At 69.2% G+C, this 19,088-nt stretch carries 20 protein-coding genes and 2 pseudogenes; 7 read left to right on the forward strand and 15 right to left on the reverse strand.

The genetic code is table 11. The features are described 5' to 3' along the window. On the reverse strand, positions 1 to 714 hold the full coding sequence (locus tag ABD981_RS33475) for a tyrosine-type recombinase/integrase (RefSeq protein ID WP_123955151.1): 714 nt from the start codon (positions 712 to 714) through the stop codon (positions 1 to 3). Further along, positions 714 to 944, reverse strand: coding sequence for a helix-turn-helix domain-containing protein (locus ABD981_RS38965; RefSeq protein WP_123955152.1), 231 nt, complete (start codon positions 942 to 944; stop codon positions 714 to 716). Before ABD981_RS38965 ends, ABD981_RS33475 begins: the two co-directional genes overlap by 1 nt. A gap of 562 nt (positions 945 to 1,506) precedes the next feature. On the opposite strand from ABD981_RS38965, the gene ABD981_RS33480 reads away from it, so the two are divergent. Next, entirely contained in the window at positions 1,507 to 2,664 is a 1,158-nt protein-coding gene (locus ABD981_RS33480; protein WP_046911569.1) for a hypothetical protein, read from the forward strand. A gap of 350 nt (positions 2,665 to 3,014) precedes the next feature. Here ABD981_RS33480 and ABD981_RS33485 read toward each other — a convergent pair whose 3' ends face one another. Continuing rightward, positions 3,015 to 3,431: a hypothetical protein gene (locus ABD981_RS33485; protein WP_046911570.1), complete on the reverse strand. Its 417-nt coding sequence runs from the start codon at positions 3,429 to 3,431 to the stop codon at positions 3,015 to 3,017. A 139-nt stretch (positions 3,432 to 3,570) separates the two neighbouring features. Next, positions 3,571 to 3,876 carry a hypothetical protein gene (locus ABD981_RS33490; RefSeq protein ID WP_046911571.1) on the reverse strand — a complete coding sequence of 102 codons (306 nt, stop codon included), beginning with the start codon at positions 3,874 to 3,876 and terminating at the stop codon, positions 3,571 to 3,573. Between the two features lie 114 nt (positions 3,877 to 3,990). Here ABD981_RS33490 and ABD981_RS33495 point away from each other — a divergent pair, with 114 nt between their 5' ends. Continuing rightward, positions 3,991 to 4,755, forward strand: a complete 765-nt coding sequence (locus ABD981_RS33495; RefSeq protein WP_240495464.1) for a DUF5677 domain-containing protein — start codon at positions 3,991 to 3,993, stop codon at positions 4,753 to 4,755. 1 nt (position 4,756) lies between these two features. Here ABD981_RS33495 and ABD981_RS33500 read toward each other — a convergent pair whose 3' ends face one another. The 3 genes from ABD981_RS33500 to ABD981_RS33510 are packed head-to-tail and all read right to left on the reverse strand — an operon-like array spanning position 4,757 to position 5,954. Beyond that, positions 4,757 to 5,086, reverse strand: a complete 330-nt coding sequence (locus ABD981_RS33500; protein ID WP_131723939.1) for a hypothetical protein — start codon at positions 5,084 to 5,086, stop codon at positions 4,757 to 4,759. Positions 5,087 to 5,130: 44 nt separating this feature from the next. Then, positions 5,131 to 5,517, reverse strand: coding sequence for an HNH endonuclease family protein (locus tag ABD981_RS33505; protein ID WP_240495465.1), 387 nt, complete (start codon positions 5,515 to 5,517; stop codon positions 5,131 to 5,133). A gap of 11 nt (positions 5,518 to 5,528) precedes the next feature. Next, on the reverse strand, positions 5,529 to 5,954 hold the full coding sequence (locus tag ABD981_RS33510) for a hypothetical protein (protein ID WP_046911575.1): 426 nt from the start codon (positions 5,952 to 5,954) through the stop codon (positions 5,529 to 5,531). Between the two features lie 163 nt (positions 5,955 to 6,117). On the opposite strand from ABD981_RS33510, the gene ABD981_RS33515 reads away from it, so the two are divergent. Beyond that, complete coding sequence (locus ABD981_RS33515; RefSeq protein ID WP_046911576.1) at positions 6,118 to 6,954, forward strand: hypothetical protein; 837 nt, start codon at positions 6,118 to 6,120, stop codon at positions 6,952 to 6,954. 42 nt (positions 6,955 to 6,996) lie between these two features. Here the strand turns inward: ABD981_RS33515 and ABD981_RS33520 are convergent, their stop codons facing one another. The 6 genes and pseudogenes from ABD981_RS33520 to ABD981_RS38970 all read right to left on the reverse strand — a co-directional run. Further along, positions 6,997 to 7,230 carry a hypothetical protein gene (locus ABD981_RS33520; RefSeq protein WP_131723940.1) on the reverse strand — a complete coding sequence of 78 codons (234 nt, stop codon included), beginning with the start codon at positions 7,228 to 7,230 and terminating at the stop codon, positions 6,997 to 6,999. A 247-nt stretch (positions 7,231 to 7,477) separates the two neighbouring features. Next, entirely contained in the window at positions 7,478 to 8,728 is a 1,251-nt protein-coding gene (locus ABD981_RS33525) for a DNA sulfur modification protein DndB (RefSeq protein WP_046911578.1), read from the reverse strand. 269 nt (positions 8,729 to 8,997) lie between these two features. Further along, entirely contained in the window at positions 8,998 to 10,200 is a 1,203-nt protein-coding gene (locus ABD981_RS33530) for a hypothetical protein (RefSeq protein ID WP_131723941.1), read from the reverse strand. Positions 10,201 to 10,244: 44 nt separating this feature from the next. Continuing rightward, on the reverse strand, positions 10,245 to 11,339 hold the full coding sequence (locus tag ABD981_RS33535) for a restriction endonuclease (protein ID WP_165591029.1): 1,095 nt from the start codon (positions 11,337 to 11,339) through the stop codon (positions 10,245 to 10,247). A gap of 272 nt (positions 11,340 to 11,611) precedes the next feature. Beyond that, a complete protein-coding gene (locus tag ABD981_RS33540) occupies positions 11,612 to 11,815 on the reverse strand; it encodes a hypothetical protein (protein ID WP_046911579.1) in 204 nt (67 codons plus the stop codon). Positions 11,816 to 11,929: 114 nt separating this feature from the next. Next, positions 11,930 to 12,205, reverse strand: a pseudogene (locus ABD981_RS38970) (hypothetical protein); the annotation flags it as partial. A gap of 61 nt (positions 12,206 to 12,266) precedes the next feature. Between ABD981_RS38970 and ABD981_RS33550 the strand changes: the two are divergent. Next, positions 12,267 to 12,470 carry a hypothetical protein gene (locus tag ABD981_RS33550; RefSeq protein WP_046911580.1) on the forward strand — a complete coding sequence of 68 codons (204 nt, stop codon included), beginning with the start codon at positions 12,267 to 12,269 and terminating at the stop codon, positions 12,468 to 12,470. Positions 12,471 to 12,849: 379 nt separating this feature from the next. On the opposite strand, the gene ABD981_RS33555 is transcribed toward ABD981_RS33550, so the two are convergent. Together ABD981_RS33555 and ABD981_RS33560 are read right to left on the reverse strand one after the other, a co-directional pair. Further along, positions 12,850 to 13,503 (reverse strand): hypothetical protein, encoded by a 654-nt coding sequence (locus ABD981_RS33555; RefSeq protein ID WP_046911581.1) that lies wholly within the window; start codon positions 13,501 to 13,503, stop codon positions 12,850 to 12,852. Further along, positions 13,503 to 14,030 (reverse strand): annotated as a pseudogene (locus tag ABD981_RS33560) (IS5 family transposase); the annotation flags it as partial. The pseudogene ABD981_RS33560 and the gene ABD981_RS33555, both read right to left, overlap by 1 nt. A gap of 822 nt (positions 14,031 to 14,852) precedes the next feature. Between ABD981_RS33560 and ABD981_RS33565 the strand changes: the two are divergent. From ABD981_RS33565 to ABD981_RS33575, 3 genes are all read left to right on the forward strand, one after another. Next, a complete protein-coding gene (locus ABD981_RS33565; RefSeq protein WP_046911582.1) occupies positions 14,853 to 17,396 on the forward strand; it encodes a glycoside hydrolase family 3 C-terminal domain-containing protein in 2,544 nt (847 codons plus the stop codon). A 48-nt stretch (positions 17,397 to 17,444) separates the two neighbouring features. Beyond that, positions 17,445 to 18,110: a DedA family protein gene (locus ABD981_RS33570; RefSeq protein WP_046911583.1), complete on the forward strand. Its 666-nt coding sequence runs from the start codon at positions 17,445 to 17,447 to the stop codon at positions 18,108 to 18,110. Between the two features lie 107 nt (positions 18,111 to 18,217). Continuing rightward, positions 18,218 to 18,964, forward strand: a complete 747-nt coding sequence (locus ABD981_RS33575) for a hypothetical protein (protein ID WP_046911584.1) — start codon at positions 18,218 to 18,220, stop codon at positions 18,962 to 18,964. Positions 18,965 to 19,088 lie beyond the last annotated feature (124 nt).

Raw genomic sequence — 19,088 nt, forward strand, 5'->3', positions numbered from 1 at the left:
TCATCCGGGGAAAAACCGATCAGCTCCGTCGGCCGCAGTGCCGCCCCCCGCCCCCAACAGCCCCTTCGCCCGATACCGCTCGGGAAGCGCCCTGACCACCGCCGACGTCACCGGGTCCGCCCACACCTTCACGGGCCCCACCTTGGCCTTCCGCTGGCGGTTCCTGGGACGCAGTGGCGCGAGCGACTCCGCCTTGCAGGGATTCGCGGCAAGCAGCTTGTCGTCCACCGCGGCCGTGAGCAGCGTCGAGAAGATCGACTCCCCGTGCGAAGAACTCGCATCCAGACACTTCGCCCATTCACGAATATGCCGGGGTGTGAGCGACGAGACCACGTGGTCGCCCAGGATCGGATACGCGTGCAGCCGCAAATGCCGCCGGTAGACATCCAGCGTGCCGATATCGCCCTTGCGGCCGGTGAGCCACTGCGTGCCGTACTCCTCCAGCGTCAGCCCCTTCGACTCCGGCCGCAGATACGTCCCCGACCTGAGGCGATGCGCTACCGCGTCCCGGTGCTCGTCGGCTTCGCCCTTGGTCTCGAACGCGGGGCGTCGCTGCTCGCCGTCCGGATCGCGGTATCGGACCTGCCATCGCCGCCCCTTGCCGTGGTCGGCAGAGGGGACGAGCCGCCTGCCCTTCTCCTGGTGCGTGCACGTCGTCTCACCCGGCGCCGGCCGGGCCTTGTGCCATCGGTCGAAGACCGACACCGCCACCATCAGATCGTCCTCCTTGCGGCACTCAGCCGCGCCTCAGGGTCGATGACCCAGGTGTTGTCCTTCTGCCACCGCCGCACCACCGCCGGGCGGTAGAACACGCCCCTGCGCCCGGCGTGCCTCTCGTAGGCCGGCCCACGCCCCATGGATCGCCAATTCCGCAGCGTCTTGGGGGAGATCCGCAGGAAGGCGGCGGCCTCGGCGGTAGTCCACAGAAGATGAGTACGAGCCACCCATGGCTCCAAATCCAGCCAACTCAACCGAGGAGCGAGGGCACCTTGGGAGGCTCCGGGGCATCCGGGGCTGGATCAGTACGACGCAAGCTGCCAGGCCAGTTCAAGGATCGAACTTAGTTCGATATCAACTTGCCTGGGCTGCTGTTCCCCCACCCCGACGAGCCCTTTAAAAAGGACCTTGAAAGTCGTTGGTTGAAATCCACCAGACGGCTCAATCGGTCAGTGGGTCCAGCGCATCACGACAGAGTCTTACGCCTGGTCAGGCGCACTGCCTCCACCAGTAAGCATCACACTTTCGGCGTAGCGAAGGCTCCTTGCTCGGCGGTTACAGGGCTGCTCTTGCCGACTGCTTCGCCTATCCCGGTCGGGCGCTCGAAGGCTGCCTCCATGAGGCTGCCGGCAGGAGGACGGGACCCGGAAGCTGTTCGGGCGCGGCAGGCGGACCGGTGCTCGACGCTCTCGACGCAGGAAGCGCCGACGGCGTTCCCGGAGCCATGCGCGTCACAACCTTCGCCCGCACTCATCCCGGAGTGTCAGAGTCCCTCGGTAGCCTTGGGTCATGAAGGCCAATGACTTCTTCCGGCGCGTCACCACTGGTGTCCACGGGTGGGGAGGGCCGTTGGAGACCGCCGAGTTCGAGACTGAGCTCGTTGAGCGCCTGCGGAAAGGGCCGCTGGAGGGCACTCCGGACCGTGACGCGGCTGAGGGGCTCTCCACGCTGGTGCACTCGGAGCTGGAGCACTGCGGCACCGACAGCGGACAAAGGCTGGATGACGAGGAGATCGCCGCCGCGATCAGGTGCTTGAAAGCAATGCTCCGCCGACTCGGCATCCCGTTTAGCCCGCCTTTCCGGGACTTCCGAGGGTTTCACGGCTACTGGAGCGCCCAGGGCATGAGCGGAGGGGGCGGCTGGGCAGCACGTCGCGGCTACCTCAACACGCTGTTCTCGCCAGTGTGGCTCGCTCTGGACGAGCTCGACGTTGCCGAGGCAGAGGCGCACGGATTCCACGGAGTCAATGGGGAGCCGCGCAATATCATCTTCGCCTCCACCGGCCTCAAGCCCGAGATCGTGATGAGCCAGGTCATCGACGGCGCGATCGAAATTGTGGAGCACGAAGACACCTGTCTGATCTACGACCGGCCCCTGACGGAGGCCGGACTGACGTGGGGGCAACTCGTCGACTGGTGGCGCGAACGGAATCGCATGGGCGAGGCGGACGACCGCACGGTTGCACGGTCGCTGTACGAGCAACTGAAGGCGTCCTTGGCCTCGGACGCTGAGCGGTACGTCTTCCACGCCTTCGGCAGTCGCTACGCCGGGCCCAACGCCATGCAGGAGCCGGCTCTGCTGCCGCAGGTGTATCTCCACTTCGATCCGCTCACCGAGCGGCAGCGGCGGGCCCTCAACAAGCCTCGCCGGCTCGCCCGCGAGCGCATGGACTTCCTGCTTCTGCTGCCCGGCGGCGTACGCATCGTGATCGAGGTCGACGGCAAGCACCACTACGCCCGGGAGGTCCCCCCTGGATCAGGAGATTGGGAGGCGGCAGCGGACCTCTACTCCGAGATGGTCGCAGAGGACCGTGCGCTACGACTCAAGGGGTACGAGGTCTTCCGCTTCGGAGGAAGAGAAATACTGGAAGCGAAGAACGACCTCGCCTTCATCCGTCGCTTCTTCTCCGACCTCGAAGCACGGTTCTGGCCCCCGACGGCCGGTTGAGCGGCGGCGGTTCATCACCAGCTCCTCGATCGGCAGGAGTGTTCCGTGCCGTGCACGCGGCCGGCGAGGGTGTCGGTGCCGATGATGGACGGCTGGGGCTGGGGGCCTGCGGCGGGTTCGGTGTGGTCACCTGCCTCCTCCCGGATCAGGTGCTACGACACGGCGGTACGACCCGATAGGACCGTGATAGAAGTAGCGATCCGGGAGCTCGAAGGGTCGTCCGTCCTCCTCGGGCATCGGGTAGTGCTCCGGCGCCGTGCAGTTCCGCCGCGCAGACTCCTGGCGCTCGGCGAGCCGGTCGAGCTCGCGGTCCGCCGCGGCCTCACCCTCACGGCTCCCGTATCGCCCGGTCACCGACGGCCTCCCTGGGAGGAACGGACCTCGGCCTCGAACCCGTCATCGACACCCTGATGCTTCGGGATCGGAGCAACGTTCCGAGCTGGCCACGTGTCCGACGGAAATTCGGGCGCGGGGGCGTGCTGAAAGTCCGTGCCCAGACGGTAGCCCGGAACGAGCCCGTTGTCCTCGTCGTTGACCACACCGCCGTCTGGGCGGCACGGCTCATCCGGGGTCTTGCTCCAGTGCCGCATGGTCCGCATCCGCGCGTGGCCCACGGGCGCGGCCGGGGAGTCGCTATAAACGCGGCGCATCCCGTGCCCGAACTGATCTGCGTTGACGAGCCGGCCGGACGGGTTCGGACCGTCGAATCCGCCGGTCTCATGCAGGTCCGGATCAGGCGCGAGGGGAGAGTTCTCCGCGGGGTCCACCTGGACCTCCTCAGCCGTCGCTGCTGGGTCACGCGAGTGTGCAACAGGTCGGCGTCCGAGCAAGTCACGAGGCTGAGACAGTTGATCGTCCAAGAACAGCTTAGGCATGACCCCAGGTCAGGGCGATATTCGCCCGCGGTCAGATCACTCCCATCGCGGGCTGTTCGGTGGCGGAGTAACCGGACTGCCGGCCGCTGTAGTCGATGCGGGAGCCGGGGTAGATGGCGTCGAGGCGCACGATGTCGTCGATGCCGATGACGTACGGGGTGCCGCCGGGCTTGGTGGTGTTGCGGACGGCGGGGCGCCCGACGTTGGGGACCGGCGGGGGCAGGCGCCGGATGTAGTCGGCGGGCATGTCGGTCCACTCGCGCAGGTAGTCGGTGACCTGCTGCTCGCGGCTGTTGGACCAGGGGCGGCGGGCGTAGAAGGAGTCCTGTTCGAGCATGGTGTTCTCCCGAGAGTCGTACGATTCCCCCAGTCTCCGCAGTGCCAGATATCCCGCGATATTGCTGCGGAAACAGCATGTGCGATCCTCCTCCGCCCCGGGATCATGTGCGGCATGAACGAGGACGTCGAACAGGACAACCGGCTCGCGTACGCCGGACTCACCGCGCTCGCCGAGCTTATGGAGACCGTGGGGAGCAAGCTCAACCCCGACGAGGACAACCGCCCCTACTACGTCGCATGGGGCCTCCTCGCGGCCATGCACCGCCAAGCCGCTGCTGTCGTATTGCTGCACGGGAAGGGCTTCGGCCACGAGGCCGCCCCCAACCGCCGCGCGCTCATAGAACACATGGCACAGATCCGTTGGCTCGCCGAAGACGGCGCGGACGCGGTCGACACCATGAACCTGGCCCTGAAGCACAGCCAGAAAAAGCTCCGGGACGCCGCCGACCTCGCCGGCCTGCCGTACGACCCCACTATCCCCGACCTCGTCCAGGCCGCCGAGATCCCCTCCAACCCGGCCAACCAGTTCATCAACCGGAACCCGCTCCTCAAGCGGCTCGGCGCCCCGCTGCTCGCCGCGTGGACCGGCGAGACCCAGCTCGCCCACCCGACGCTCACCGCCGCGCAGTGCTTCTTCGACGACACCGCCGACGACAAGGTGGTGCTCCACGGCGAACCGACCCTCCGCCACGGCGCGGCCAATCCCGCCGACCGCTCGCCCTACATCGCCTTCGTCCTCATGTGGTCGGCGATGGACGCCTTCAACCACCTCATGAAGGGTCAGCCCTGGAGTGAGGAGCTCCGGCGCATCGCGACCGAGGGCGGGCTCGACGGGTCCCAGCCCCGGATCGACGCCGCCGAGGAAGCCACCGGGTAGGTCAACCCACCGGCTCGATCCACCCCGTCACCGTCGTGAACGGTGCCGAGGCCGGCAGCTCGATCACCTCACCGTGCAGAAAATCGGGGCGGATCGCGTCCGCCACCATGCGGCACAGCCCCAGGTCCGGCGACACGAGCGTCTTGCGGCCCTCGCCGCCCTTCTCCTGCATCAGCAGCAGTCCGTGGCTGCCGGGCACCGGCTCGACGCCGTACGCCGCGCACAACGCCGGGTAGCCCGGCCCCGGGTGTATCTCGCGCACGGACACGACCGCATACAGCACCATCACGCCGAATGCAACGAGCTCGCGCGGCGTCGGTTTCTTCGGCACGGGGCAGCCCCGCTCCGATCGAGCGGGGCGCGTTCTCCGACGTGTCAGGCAGCCGGCTCGTACGACAGCGTCACGTCGGGGCAGTCCGCGGCGTAGCGGAACAGGGCGGCCCGCTCAGCCTCGTCGACGCTGAGACCCCACCTCTTCTTCGTGACGACCCAACCGCCGAGGTACCGGCAGTGCACGGCCTCCATCGGCATACAGGTCGCGGGGTCCTGATCGGCCTTCTGGCGGTTCGAGCGTGCGCTGACTCCGACCAGCGTCACCTCGGATCCGAGGTCGTTGGCGTACCTGCGGCGGCGCTCGGTGCTCCAGCCGTAGCTGCCCGAGTCGTGCACCTCGGTCAGGGGCATCATGTGGTCGATGTCGACCCCGCTCGGGCCGTACACGAGGACGTCGTCGTAGTAGCTGTGCCACACGCCGCCGGTCACCGGGAAAACGATCAGCCCAATGGTAGCGGCCAGATGATGGCGCCGGTTTCGGCGTTCGTCACTCGTACCCATTCCGTGCTTGGAATCCGCCGCTCGACTACGTACCAGCGGTGGCTCTCCTGGTTCGTCTGCGTCAAGTACGCAGGATCCTCGGGTGTCCAGACGGGGATTCCCAGAGATCGGAACGACTCAGGGGGGAGACACCTGTTCCCCCACGTGTGCCACCGATGGGCTTGCTGCTCCGGAAGCAGTAGCTCGAACCGGATCGTTCGCCCCACTTCGTGGTGCTGGGGAAGCGTGGAGGGATCCGGGGAGTCGGTGGTGTGCACGATCGCTGGCACGGTCCCGCCGTAATCCCAGGACGGATCGAGGTGACCATCCTTGAGGATCTGCTCCCAGTGCTCGGGCTTCGTGAAGTGGTACAGGGTTATCGCCATGGTGGGACTCTACGGTTCGCTCGCGGGGATCGTGCGTGCTGCTGCTTGACGATCTGTTCCCTTGCAGGCTCGTGCAGACGTGGACGGCGTGAGCGGGCTGATGCCCCTCGACTGTCAGCACCCCTCGGTATGTTGATCCGAAGAGCAAGCGTTGGGAGGGGCAGTGGCGGAGCAGCCGATCAGGTCCGGCGCGTGGGTGCCAGCGGTACGCACGTATGACGAGATCATCAACGACAGCCAAGCGTCGGAGGAAGAGCGGCGGCGAGCAAAGGCGGATTCGCTGCTGGGGCACATGGCTGCTCTGCTCTTCCAGCGAGGGGAGCTGCCTCACGTCGAGCTGCTGCGGCAGGTCCGCAGTGCGGAGATCGAAGACGACTACGAGAACAGGAGCACCGATCTCTGGTTGGAGTTCGATCCGGGCGACTACGCCAGCCTTGCCGAGGATGCTCAGGAGGCGTTGCGCCAGGTGTTCGGCCGGGTCTCCGCGCGCCTTGATTACGGCGTGGACTGGATTGGCTTTCGCGAGACGATGCCACGTGTCGGGCCTGACTGGCGCGAGCGGTTGGAAGCGATGATGAGCGGCGATCGACCGACAAATCAGGCACGGCGGATGATGCCAGAGAAGCCTAAGTTCGTCGAGGATCGCCTGGCCTTCACGAACGCCGGCGAGCTGCGCGTGTACCGCGCGTTGAAGCGCATCCAGGAGAGCGAACTGCCTGCCGAGGAGACCATCTCCATCTTCCCATTGCCGTACGGAAGGATCTCCGGACACACGTGGGAGCCGGACCTGGTGGTCACGTACAGAGGCCGTGCAGGCGTTCTGGAGATTGATGGACCTCACCATCGCGTCCGCAGAGCTGTCGACACCTCGCGCGACCACCTTTTGAGGGACGCCGGCTTCGCCTTTGTAGACCGACTGCCGGTCGAGGTGGTCGATAACCCGAAGGAGCTGCTGGCGTCCCTCATGCGCTTCCTGAGGCGCCTGCGCGAATCAAGCTGACGGAGCGCGTTGATGACCGGTTCCGGCGATCCGAAGTGCCGGTCATCGGCTCCCGTCGGCTCGCAACCGGTCCCACAGATCGATCAACTGCTCCTGGCCCTCCGCGAGGAGTAGTGCCTCGCGGTCAAGGAGCTCCCTGGCCACCTCGATGTCGGTTGCCGCCCGCGCCACCACCATCCCGGCCGCCAGCAGCGCAAGTCCCTGCGTCAGGTGCTCCGGGTCCCCGGGCTCCTCCAGCGCCTCGACGAGGAGCTCGTCAGGGTCGCCTGCGTTCACGCATGTGTCGCAGAACTCGCCGTCGGCTCCGCACCGGCACAGCATCCGCCGAGTCCTCGCCCGCACCACCGCCAGCCCCCAGTGCTCACCGCGGAAACTCAGGTCCCGCTCATGCGCTGCTCGCCGAGCGATCATCGGCTTCGGCTACCGCGCGGTTACTATCCCCGCGCTTCACCGCCCCGCGCGGTCCTTGGAAAGCGCGAAGCCCCCTCTGGAGAGGGGGCTCGGTGAGACATAGGCGGGAAACTTAGGCGGTCTCCTCCTTGAGAATCGCGTCGTAGGCGGCGATGCGGTGCTGGCCGTCGGTGACGACGTGCTGGGCGGGGACCGTGGCGTCGCTGCCGATGACCTCCACGATCTTCGTCAGCAGCACGTCCGCGGCGCCCTCCCATGCGGTACGGCCAGCCTCCAGCTTCCCCGTCTTGGGACTGATGAGAGTGCCCGCGAAGACCGTGTCCTCGTTCTCGATGTCCGCCGTCTTCTGGGTGCGGTCGAAGCTGACGATGTCGACGGCGCGGACAGCATCGGCGATGGCGACCTTGTGTTTCCCGTGCGCCTGGTACACCGCGAAGGCGATCGCGTACAGGACACCCGCGGAGGTCAGGTAGGTCGCCTCGCGCAGCTCCGGCACCGTCACGTCCCCCGAGACCACGTCCGCGTACCGGGTCAGCTCGCCGAGCGCCGTCCAGAACTCGCGGAGCTCGCCCCGCGCGGCCTCGGCGCCGTCGCCCTCGAAGCGGCTGTTGACGGCCTTGTCCATCGTCGCCGGCGACCGGTAGCCGTTGCCGACCAGCAGCAGCCCGGAGACGTAGCGGATCGTCTTGAAGCTGAGCAGGTTCGGCGAGAGCTTGCCGGGGTTGTCCTTGGCGTACTCGACACGGCCGGTCAGCAGCGGGATCGTGTCGAAGAGGTCGGACAGTTCGCGGTTGATCGGCTGGCGCCGGTCCATCGACTGCCCCAGCGATGCCGTCGGGGCCTTGACGTTGCGCTGGAGGTCGGCGAAGTCCTGCGCGCGGCCCTTCGGGTCGTCCTCGATGACGATGATCATCGGCTGCCCGGAGTTCTTGAGGCGCTGGATCAGCGGGTGGTCGTCGTCGCCGTCGTGGTCGTTGATCGTCTTGTCGTAGGCGCCGATGCGGTGCTGGCCGTCGCCGACGTCGAACTTCGCGCCGATGTCCACGCTCAGCACGCCGATCCGGGCGGCGTCGTGCTCCCCGCTGACGCCCGGTACGTCGAGGGCCTTGAACTCCGCTTCCTTCGAGGTCAGGTACAGCACGACCGAGCCGAGGACGTACTTGTCGACCGTCTCCAGGTAGTGCGCGATCCCGTCGAGGTGCTTCTGGTCGCGCACGCGGTTGCCGTGCTCGGTGGTCGCCGCCGGGTTCCACGGCTTGGGCTTGGTCACCATCGACACGAGGTCCGGCGCGGACATCGCGGTCACCATCATCTGCCGGCCGCCCTGCTGGTACCCGATGACAGGGATCTGGATCTTGGGCATGGATGTTTCCTCCCCTAAGCACGCTGACGCTGACCCCCTTGCAGGAGTCGACAGGTCGTCAGGAGCTGAGAGGGACGGTACTACGCAAGGCTTGATGTCGCAATCGAGTAAGTGGGCGCCAAATGGTGCCAGTTCACGCGCAGCGTTCATCAAATCCTGCGTAGAAGAGTGGAGTTCTCGCGTTGCGACGCTTCGATCTCGCGTAGAGGTGCGCCGCGTGCTGCGTAGCGCCCGACTGCGCAGAAGGCCCCCGAAGGGGCCACTGCCGCCTACAGCTCGAACGTCAACTGCTCGGCCACCCGCGGGCTCTCGGTGTGAGCCGGCGGCCTCGGCGCCGGAATATCCGGCTGTTCGGCCTCCACGTCGTCGCGCGCGGCCTCCGCCTGCACCAGCTCCCACACCTCACTCGCCGAGATGAGCGACAGGGAGAACGTCTCGGTGGCCCCGTTCTGCGGAAGGTCGCCCTGAGCGAGGAACTGCGGCACGCTCCGATCCTCCCGCAGGATGTCCTCCACCCGCTGCTCGATCCGGTGCGCGTCGACCCCGGTGGGGAACGGCAGCGAGTACGCCATCGCCCAGCCCCGAGGGCGCATCACCGAGAACCGGCTCCGCTTCGCGCTCAGCGATGCGATCCCGTACTTCCCAGCCCCGAGCTTCTCGTTGACCATGACGTACACCATCGCCGGGCCCGACCAGTCGAAGCCCTGCTTGTCGCAGAACTTACAGCCGTGACCCCGCATGACAGCCTTGTACTGCCGTCTCGAATCCCGGCCGCACTTGTGACACCGCATCAGCCACTGCGATTTGCGGTCCTGGAAGTCCTCCAGCGGCGTCGCCCCGCGCTCCTCCATCCGCTGCACCGCCACCTCCGGCGTGATCCGGGCGAGACCGGAGCAGTACGGGCAGCCGTTCCGGTCCGGGCGCTGACGCAGGTTTACGAGGATCGGCGTCACGTTCTCGCCGCACCGCAGGCACGTGCACTCCCAGCTCATGCTTACCCGGGCCGGCGGGGGCGTGCGGGGCTCGAACCCGAACCGGCGGATCTCTTCGCAGAGCTCCTCCGGCGACCGCCGGCCCGAGCACCAGATGCAGCCTCCCCCTTTGGTGATGTTGTGGACCAGGACGTCGACCTCGTTGCCGCACGTGCCGCAGCGGCACCTCCACGGCGTCGCGGCGAGCCGGTGCGGCGGCTCCGTCGGCGTGAATCCTGCGTCCCGGACGATCTTCTCCCGCTTCACCGGATCAGCGAGGAAGAACGTGCACGACCAGCAGCCGTAGCCTTCAAGGACTCGCCTTAGGGGGCGCCTGCGGACCTGACCACACGTCATGCACCGCATCTTCCATAGCACGTTCTTGGCGCCGGGGAACTCCTCCTCGGGCTCCCATCGGTGCTCTCGCGCCGCGGCGACGGCTTGTTCTGCGGTGAAGAGTGGTCTGGGCATGGGCGCGAGGATAGGCGGCACCACTGACACTGCCGCGAGTCGATGCCGCCAGCACGGGTTCGAGTGACGCCCCGCTACGACACGTCGCGCAGGACCGCGCTCAGCGGCTCCCCGTCCTCACACCAGCGCTTGAGCGCCTCGCGGTCGATCAGCCGGGCTCTGTCGTCCTCCTTGGCCCACACCTTCGCCCCGCCGGTGATCCGGCCGTTGGTGACGACGACGGCCAGCGTTGAGCGGTGCATCGCCACTGCCCCGCCGTACACGTGCTGCACCACCGGCTGCCCCACGCTGCCGTTGCCGTTCTGGAAGTGCTTGCACTGCACGATCACGCGCCTGCCGAGCTCATCCTCGGCGACGACGTCCGCGCCCATGTCGCCGGAGCCCCCACCCGAGCGGACGATCCGATATCCGTCGCGGTCCAGGAGCTCGGCGACGAGCTGCTCGAACTCGGAGTGGTGGAGCGCGTCGACCTGGTGCATGAACATGGAGGCGACCGGGGCGAGGAATGCGCTCCCGCTAGCCGGGAGCAGTGCTCCCGTCTTCTCCAGAAGATCGGCGGCGTCGACCATCAGGCCGATGCAGAGGGAATTGAGTCGTTCGGCCTCCTTACGGTAGGCGTCCAGGAGCTTCTTCGTCGCCCCGAAGTAGCCGTTCGACTCGGTCAGCACAGGAGAGTTCGCATAGGTGAGCACCTTCCCCGCCTCGTCGAGCATGGCATGTACGGCTGAATGCCCGGTCCGGTCGTTCTCGAAGATCTCGTCCAGGCCCTCTATGGCCTCGCGGCGGCGGCGCGACCTCGGATCGACCGCGAGCACGGCATCGACGGTCTCACGGAGGGCGCTTACGCACCCGCGCAGATCGGTGTCAGCCTTGCGCAGCGCACCGACCGCGTCCAGGAAGGTACGGGCCTCGGTGAGGGGCGGCGAGATGGCGGGGGTGAACGGTGGAAAGCCAAGGGACACCTCTTCGAGATCCTCCTGAACGCACAGGACGGCGTACCGGACATCTCCGAGCGCGCCGACCAGCGTGGCCAGCCGATCTTCCCTCGCGGCGTCGGGCCGGGAGTCGATCCGCGTCTGCCCCGGGATGTGCCCTGCCGTGCGTACAGGACGCTCGAACCGTCGTCCCGGACGTCCGACGATCCGAGCCGGCGATTCGATGTCGAACATGCTTGGAGAAGGCTCGAATGCGCCCTCTGTCATGAATCCCTCCCGGGGTCGTGCCGCACCGGGACGAGCGTAGGCGATCACACGGACAGCGCGGCCACAAGGCGGAGTTGGTGACGTAGGGAGCCCGGAACCGGGGGAGCCCGAAGGTCTGACTGCCCCGGGTGCAGAGAAGGAGAGAGCCTCGCCGGCCCGCTGGTGCCGGTGGCAGGAAGAAGGCGCCCGCGGTCCTCTCCGAGGAGAGGCTGAACACCGCAAGCGCCTGTGGCGTGTACTCAGTGCGCGCAGGTGCCGCACTGCGTCAGGCCGTCAGCTAGAGCCTCGTCCTCGCTGCGGAACTCGACCTCGTCGCACGTCTCGGGCCGGCTGTGCAGCATCGGGCACTGGAGGTCGGTGTGGAGGCTGGTCCGGCGGGTGCCCACCCGGACGAGCGTCCAACGGGAGCGGGTGCTGGACTTCGGCAGGGCTATCGGCTTCATGTCCGTTCCTCTCGTGTCGAATTGAGGGATCAACCTACTCGCGCGTCGGTCAGTCGCAGGCGACGCCGTCCTTGTCGCGGTCCAGGCACCTCTGTATCCCGGCTCGCCCGCATAGAGCGGGGCGGCGCCGGCGGCGCGAGCAGAGGCGCAGTTCCTGTAATAGGCGCTGCCACCGCCGCCGGTCGACGAGTCGTCACTGTCCCAGGTGGGAAGCGGCTCGGGGGTCTTCTTCGGGTCGCCGATCTTCTTCGGGCACCGGTCGTTGTATCCGGCGTGATACAGGGTGACCTTCTGGCCGAGAGTGAGCTTCGTCCCCGCGGCGGGCTTCTGAAAGCAGATCTTCCTCACACCGATCACGATGACGTCGCCGAACGCGCTCTCCCCCTGCATGTCGTAGTAGTCGAATAATCCGTCGGGAATGTCGCTTTACCGCTTCTCGACGAGATCGGGCATGACGAGGACCGGCGTCGAGGACGGACTGGGCTCGGGGATCGGCGACGGGCTGTACGTGGACCAGGAGGGCGTCGTGGTCGAGGCGGCGACGCTCGGGGTGACCGAGGGCCTGGAGTCCGCGGGCTCCTTCTCGGGGCCGGTGCACGCTTTGAACAGCCAGAGGAACGGCAGGACGATCAACGCCAGTCAGAACAGCGGGTAGAAGATGGCCATGCCGCAGCCAGCCGCACAGCCGTCCTTGTCGGCGGCCTTCTCGACCTCCTTGACGTAGTCGTCCCAGATCCGTTCGGCCAACGGCCTTTGCTGCTTGCCCACGAGCCCCCCCCTGACGTCCGAAACGGGGGCCAGGGTAGCCCTGTTCAACATGCTGTTGAACGCGTGCCCGGGGAGTGGGCCGCGCCGGCGCCGGAAACCGCGGGGGCCCGAAGGGCTGAGCACTCCCGGTATGAGTACAGGCACCGCAGTCCTGCCGCAGGAGCGCCGGCAGCGGACATGAAAATGGCGCCCGTACACCTCTCCGAGGAGAGTTCGACACTACGGGCGCCAGGCGTCCAAGACGAGGACCTTGGAGTGGCCAGAGGTCAGCCCCGAGGGAATCGCTCGAACACGTCGTACTCGGCATCCCCGGGATGCCAGACGGCCTCGATCCGGTCCCCAGGGACATCCGCTTCGAAGTCGATCTGGCAGCCGACCCTCTCCAAGCCCAGGTAGCTGCCCACGAAGGGGTAGATCAGCTCGGTGGTCAGGACCGCGACCTTCGGGTCCGAGGCATCGAGCAGCGCCACGACGAGCGCCGGCTGCCCGAGTCTTTTGACGCGGTCGCTTCCCGAGTTCTTCCAGACCCCGCTGCTGTACTGGGCCTCGCCGCCCCAGAAGCTGAACTGATCACCGATCGGGCGGTCGTACAGAGGCTGACGGTTCCCGACAACGCACACCTTGCCCAGGCGGAGGGTCACATTCGGATCGGTCATGAAGGCGTCGGACTCACAGAGGGCGCGGTGCTCCTCCTCGGTGATCACCCCGGAGGCGAGAGCCTTGTCCCGGCGGCCCTGGAGGAGTTGCGGGGTAAGGCGAAGCAGACCCCTGCTTCTGATGTCGTCCACCTCGTAGTCGAGGAGGCGCGTCGCGTGGAAGGTGCGCAGCAGCCGGCCCGCGAGCAGTTCTCGCAGGCGGGGGACAGCGTCACCGAGATCGCCGTCTTGCCGCAGATTCTCGTACGTCTCGATTCCTCGCACTAGGACCTGTCTGACAAACGATCTTGGGTGGGTTCGCGGAGCCAGAGGACGAGTGAGGCGAGGTGGATCCCGGCTTTGTAGCGGGTGGCCAGTTTGTCGAAGCGGGTGGCGATCGCGCGGAACTGCTTGAGGCGGTTGAAGCAGCGTTCGACCACGTTGCGGGCTTTGTAGAGCTCGCGGTTGAAGGCCGGAGGTCTGGCGCCGGTCTGTCCGCGCCGCACACGGTTGGCCTTCTGGTCCGACCGCTCCGGGATGACCGCCCGGATGCCCCGCCGCCGCAGGGCCTGGCGGATCGCCCGGGACAAATATGCCTTGTCCGCGATGACCGCGTCGGGCTTGCGGCGGGGCCGTCCGGCCCCGGCCCGGGGCACCCTCAAGGCGTCCATGACCTCGTCGAAGACGGTGGAATCGTTGACGTTGCCGGGCGTGACGACGACGGCCAGGGGCAGGCCCCGGCCGTCGCAGGCGAGATGGACCTTGGTGGTCAGGCCGCCGCGGGACCGGCCGAGCGCCTGGCCAACCGCACCAGGTGCCGGATCTTGTTCGTTCTCACGCTCGGAGAGTTCGGGGCGCAGAAGGATGCGACCGCGCTGCACGAGAAAGCGGGTGCGGGAGTGCTCACGGGTGTCGGCCTCGACGGCGACGAGGGCGTCAGTGCGACGCGCCGCAGGTAGGTCGATTGGGTCACGAAGCGTCCCGGAGTATCCCGGCGTGTCCCCGCAGGTGGCGCCGGTGGTGCCGGTGGTGCCGCCCCGCGAGGGGGGCGAGGCGTGTGTGAGATCGGCTGGAAATTGACCCCTGGGCTGCGGTGGCGCAGCGGGGTGTGCAAAAATCGGCACTGGTTCGGGACCTGCAATCGGTTCGAAACCGATGCGTGCGACGGACTCGCCAAAATAGGCGCACGTATCGGAGCTTCGATTAGGGGGCCTGAAACAGGACCCGGTGCCGGACCAACCAGAGAGCCCCTGCGCTAAGGCGTGGGGGCTTTGTGGTGTCTGCGGTCGGACACGCGAGCCCTGGCTGGCTTTATCACGGAGGCATGGCATGGCCCCCCGAACGCCCGGGAGTCCTCAGGTCCCGTCGCCCCGGGATTCCCCGGGACGCATTGGGACGTCCGAGGACGCAAACTCGCAGGTCAGAAGCCGTGCGGCTGCTCAACTCCCCAGGTCCCGTATTCCCGGAGTCAGAACGACCGTGGTCTGGACGCTCCGGCCCAACGCCTGAGGTCCCCCGGGGAGCCGCTCGTCCGGTGGGTCCCCGGCACGGCGGCGCGGAATCGGACGAACCGTCACGCATAGTGCGATCAACGCATGATCGCAGGAATCGTGCCGGTCCGAAGGAGCGCCGCCGTGCCCCACGCCCCCCGTCGCGAACAGGACGAGACCGACCCCACCCCGGCGCCCCGCTCCCTGTCCCGGCGCCGGCTCCTGCTCTCCCTCGCCGGCGCCGCGGCCCTCTCCGCCGTCACCGCCGGCACGGCGCACGCCCTCGCCGCGCCGCCCCCGCCGGGCGGCCGCACCGGACGCCCGGTGCCCGCGCGGCCGAGCGAACGCGTCCGCACCCTCGTCGAACGGCTCACCCTCGACGAGAAGACCGCCCTGCTGCACGGCGCCACCGACCCCGCCGCACTCGGCCAGGCCGGATACGTGCCCGGCGTCCCCCGCCTCGGCATCCCGCCGCTCCGCCTCGCCGACGGCCCCGCCGGCGTCCGGGTCGCCCGCCGGGCCACCGCGCTGCCCGCGCCCGTGATGCTCGCCGCCGCCTTCGACCCCGCGCTCGCCCGCGCCTACGGGCAGGTCATCGGCCACGAGGGCCGCGCGCTCGGCCAGGACGTCCTCCTCTCGCCGATGGTCAACCTCATCCGCACCCCCTACGCGGGCCGCAACTTCGAGACCTTCTCCGAGGACCCGCTGCTCTCCGCCGACCTGGTCGCCGAGGAGATCCGCGGCATCCAGGCCGAGGGGCTCGTCGCCACCGTCAAGCACCTCGCCCTCAACAACCAGGAACGCGACCGGATGTCCGTCGACGTCCGGGCCGCCGAACAGACCCTCCACGAGACCGAACTCCGCGGCTTCGAGGCCGCCGTCGCCGCCGGGGCCGGCTCCGTCATGGCCGCGTACAACAAGGTCGACGGCGTCCACGCCACCGAGAGCAGCACCCTGCTCACCGAGATCCTGCGCGAGCTCTGGGGCTTCGACGGCTGGGTCATGAGCGACTGGGGAGCCGTCCACTCCACCGCCGCCGCCCTCACCGCCGGCTGCGACATGGAGATGCCCGGCGGCGCCTACTACGGCGCCGCGCTGAGCCGGGCCGTCGACGAGGGACGCGTCGGACAGGACGTCGTCGACACCGCCGTCGCCCGCATCCTCGCCGTACGCGAACGGTTCGGCCTCCTCGACGAGGACGCCGCCCGCCCCACCCGCGACGCCGCCGCCGGAGCCCGCCTCGCGCTCCGGGTCGCGACCGCCGGGGCCACCCTGCTGCGCAACGAGGCCGGGGCGCTGCCCCTGACCGGCCCGGCCGCCCGCTCGATCGCCGTCATCGGCCCCACCGGCGCCGTGCCCTTCGTGAGCGGCGGCGGCAGCGCCCACGTCGTCCCCGACGCCGCCGACAGCCCGCTCGACGCCCTGCGCGCCCGGGCCGGCGACCGCGCCACCGTCACGTACGCCCTCGGCGAGGACATCTCCGGCAAGCCGCTGCCCGCCACCGTGCCCGCCCGGGACCTGGACGCCGTCGGCCTCGCCGCCGGGGAGACCTGGAGCTACGAGGGGACCCTCACCACCACCGCGGACGACGACTGGAGCTTCTTCGTCCACTACGGCGGCCAGCGCCCCGTCGTCACCCTCGACGGCGCCGAGCTCTTCCCCGTGAAGGCGGGCGTCGCCGAGTTCTTCGCCGGCGGACTCGGCGGCCGGGCCGCCGACGGACTGAGCCTGCGCCGCGCCGACCGCCGCCTCGCCGCCGGCGCCCACACGCTCACCGTCACCGCCCGCGGCGGCGCCAAGGGCCAGCTGTTCCGGCTGCGCGCCACGAGCGGCGCCACCCGGGCCGCCGACGTCGCCGAGGCGGTCTCCGCCGCCCGGGCCGCGCACAGCGTCGTGCTCTTCGCCTACGAGGACGCCAGCGAGGGCCGCGACCGCACCGGGCTCGCCCTGCCCGGCCGCCAGGAGGACCTGATCACCGCGGTGACCGCGGTCAACCCCCGTACCACCGTGGTCCTCAACACCTCCTCCGCCGTCACCATGCCGTGGCTGGCGGACACGGCGGCCGTGCTCCAGATGTACTACCCGGGTCAGGAGGGCGCGGCCGCCACCGCCGCGGTGCTCTTCGGGGACGCCGACCCCGGCGGCCGGCTCACCCAGACCTTCCCGGCCGCCGAGGACCGCCACCCCACCGCGGGCGACCCCGTGAGCTACCCGGGGAAGGACGGGATCGAGGAGTACCGGGAGGGCGTCCACGTCGGCCACCGCTGGTACGACGCCCACGACGTCACCCCGCTCTTCCCCTTCGGCCACGGCCTGTCGTACACCCGCTTCGGCTACGCCGACCTGCGGGTCGTCCCCTTCGGTGAGGGCCTCGACGTCGGCTTCACCGTGATCAACACCGGCACCCGCACGGGCGTCGAGGTCGCCCAGGTCTACGTGGGCCCCTCCCCGGACCTCGCGTCCCTCGGCGTCGACCAGCCGCACCGCCTCCTCGCCGGATACCGGCGGCTCGAACTCGCGCCCGGCGAGCGCCGCCGCGTCACCGTCCGCGTCGCCGACCGCACCCTCTCCTCCTGGGACCCGGCCCGGCGCGACTGGGTCCTCGGCACCGGGCGGCGCGAGCTGCGGGTCGGATCGTCCTCCCGGACCTTCCGGCTGTGGACCGAGACCCGGGTCGGCACCCGGTGACCGGGTAGGCTGCCGGGGTTCGGTCGCCGATACGGGAGAGGTACCCGCGTGCACGTCCAGGAGTGGCTGGAGACGATCCCCGCGGTCGCCGTCTACGCGCTGGTCGGGGTGGTGATCGGCCTGGAGAGCCTGGGCATCCCGCTGCCCGGCGAGATCGTCCTCGTCAGCTCGGCCCTGCTCGCCTCGCAGCACGGCGAGATCAACCCGTACGTCCTCGGCGCCTGCGCCACCGGCGGCGCGATCATCGGCGACTCGATCGGCTACGCGATCGGCCGCAAGGGCGGCCGGCCGCTGCTCGCCAAGCTCGGCAGGAAGTTCCCCAAGCACTTCAGCGAGGCCAACATCGGCCTCGCGGAGCGCTCCTTCGAGAAGTGGGGCATGTGGGCGGTCTTCTTCGGCCGCTTCGTCGCCCTGCTGCGGATCTTCGCCGGACCGCTCGCGGGCGTCCTGCGCATGCCGTACTGGAAGTTCCTCATCGCCAACGTCTTCGGCGGCATCCTCTGGGCCGGCGGCACCACCGCCGTCATCTACTCGGTGGGCGTCGTCGCCGAGGCCTGGCTCAAGCGCTTCTCCTGGCTCGGCCTGGTCCTCGCGGTCCTCATCGGGATCGCCTCCATGCTCATCCTGAAGAACCGGGCCAAGAAGGCCGCGGCCGAGGCCACCGCCCGGGCCGAGGCCGGCGCCGCGGCCGAGGCCGCCGCCGTCGCCGACTAGCCGGCGGGGAGCGGTCGGCGGGGGAGGGCTTCCGGGAAAACCCCTGCCCGTACGTATCCGGGTCGTTACCCTTCGTCACGAAGGTCCGCCCGAAGGAAAGGAGCGTCGTGCTCGACAACCTCGGCAGGTACGACGGTGCCCACGGCGACTACTGCCGGACGCACCTGTGCTGCCGCTGCCAGCAGCGCTCCTGGTCCACCCGGATCGGCGACGAGCGCCTGTGCGGCATGTGCGCCGCGTGCTGCGTGGAGTGCGGCCGGGCGCCCGCGCCGCACCTCGACGGGCTCGACAACGGGCTGTGCGCCGACTGCCGCGGCCTGTGCGGCCGCTGCGGCGCCCCCGTCCCGGCGGAGGGCACCTGCCGCTGCCGGACCTGGAAGCGCGGCCCGGGCAACGACCCGATCGGCTTCGTCATGCAGGGCTTCCCCCAGCCGTTGCTCCAGGCGCTCGGCCACCGCCTGCCGCGGAACCTGCCCGACATCCTCTCCGACGAGCTCGCCCACCGAACCCCGGCCCAGCTCCTCGACCGGGTGGAGCGGCGCTGGCACGGCCGCTGGTCGCACGCCATCCACGAGCGCGACGAGGACAACCGGCGCCGCTGGGCCCCGCAGGAGATCGCCGAGTTCCTCGTCGGCCGCGGTCCGTGCGGGAACCCGGCCTGCGAGGACGGGCGGCTCATCCACGACGGCGGCCCCTGCCCGTACTGCAAGCAGCCGGAGCACCGCTTCGTCCCCGCCACCGCGGAGACCACCGCCACGAGCGACCACGCGCGGCGGACGGCCGCCGAGATCCGCCGGGCGCTCGTCGCCGGGCGGACCGACCGGAAGAAGAAGCCCGGCCGGCCGACGCGGTGAGCGACGGGGGCCGGGACCGGGTCCGCTCGGCTCTCCGGCTCCCGGACCCCGGACCCCGGACCCCGGACTCCGGCTCCCGGACTCCGGACCTCCGGCTCCCGGACTCCGGACCTCGGACCTCCGG

Source organism: Streptomyces showdoensis (assembly GCF_039535475.1).
In the GTDB taxonomy this organism is placed as follows: Bacteria; Actinomycetota; Actinomycetes; order Streptomycetales; family Streptomycetaceae; genus Streptomyces; species Streptomyces showdoensis.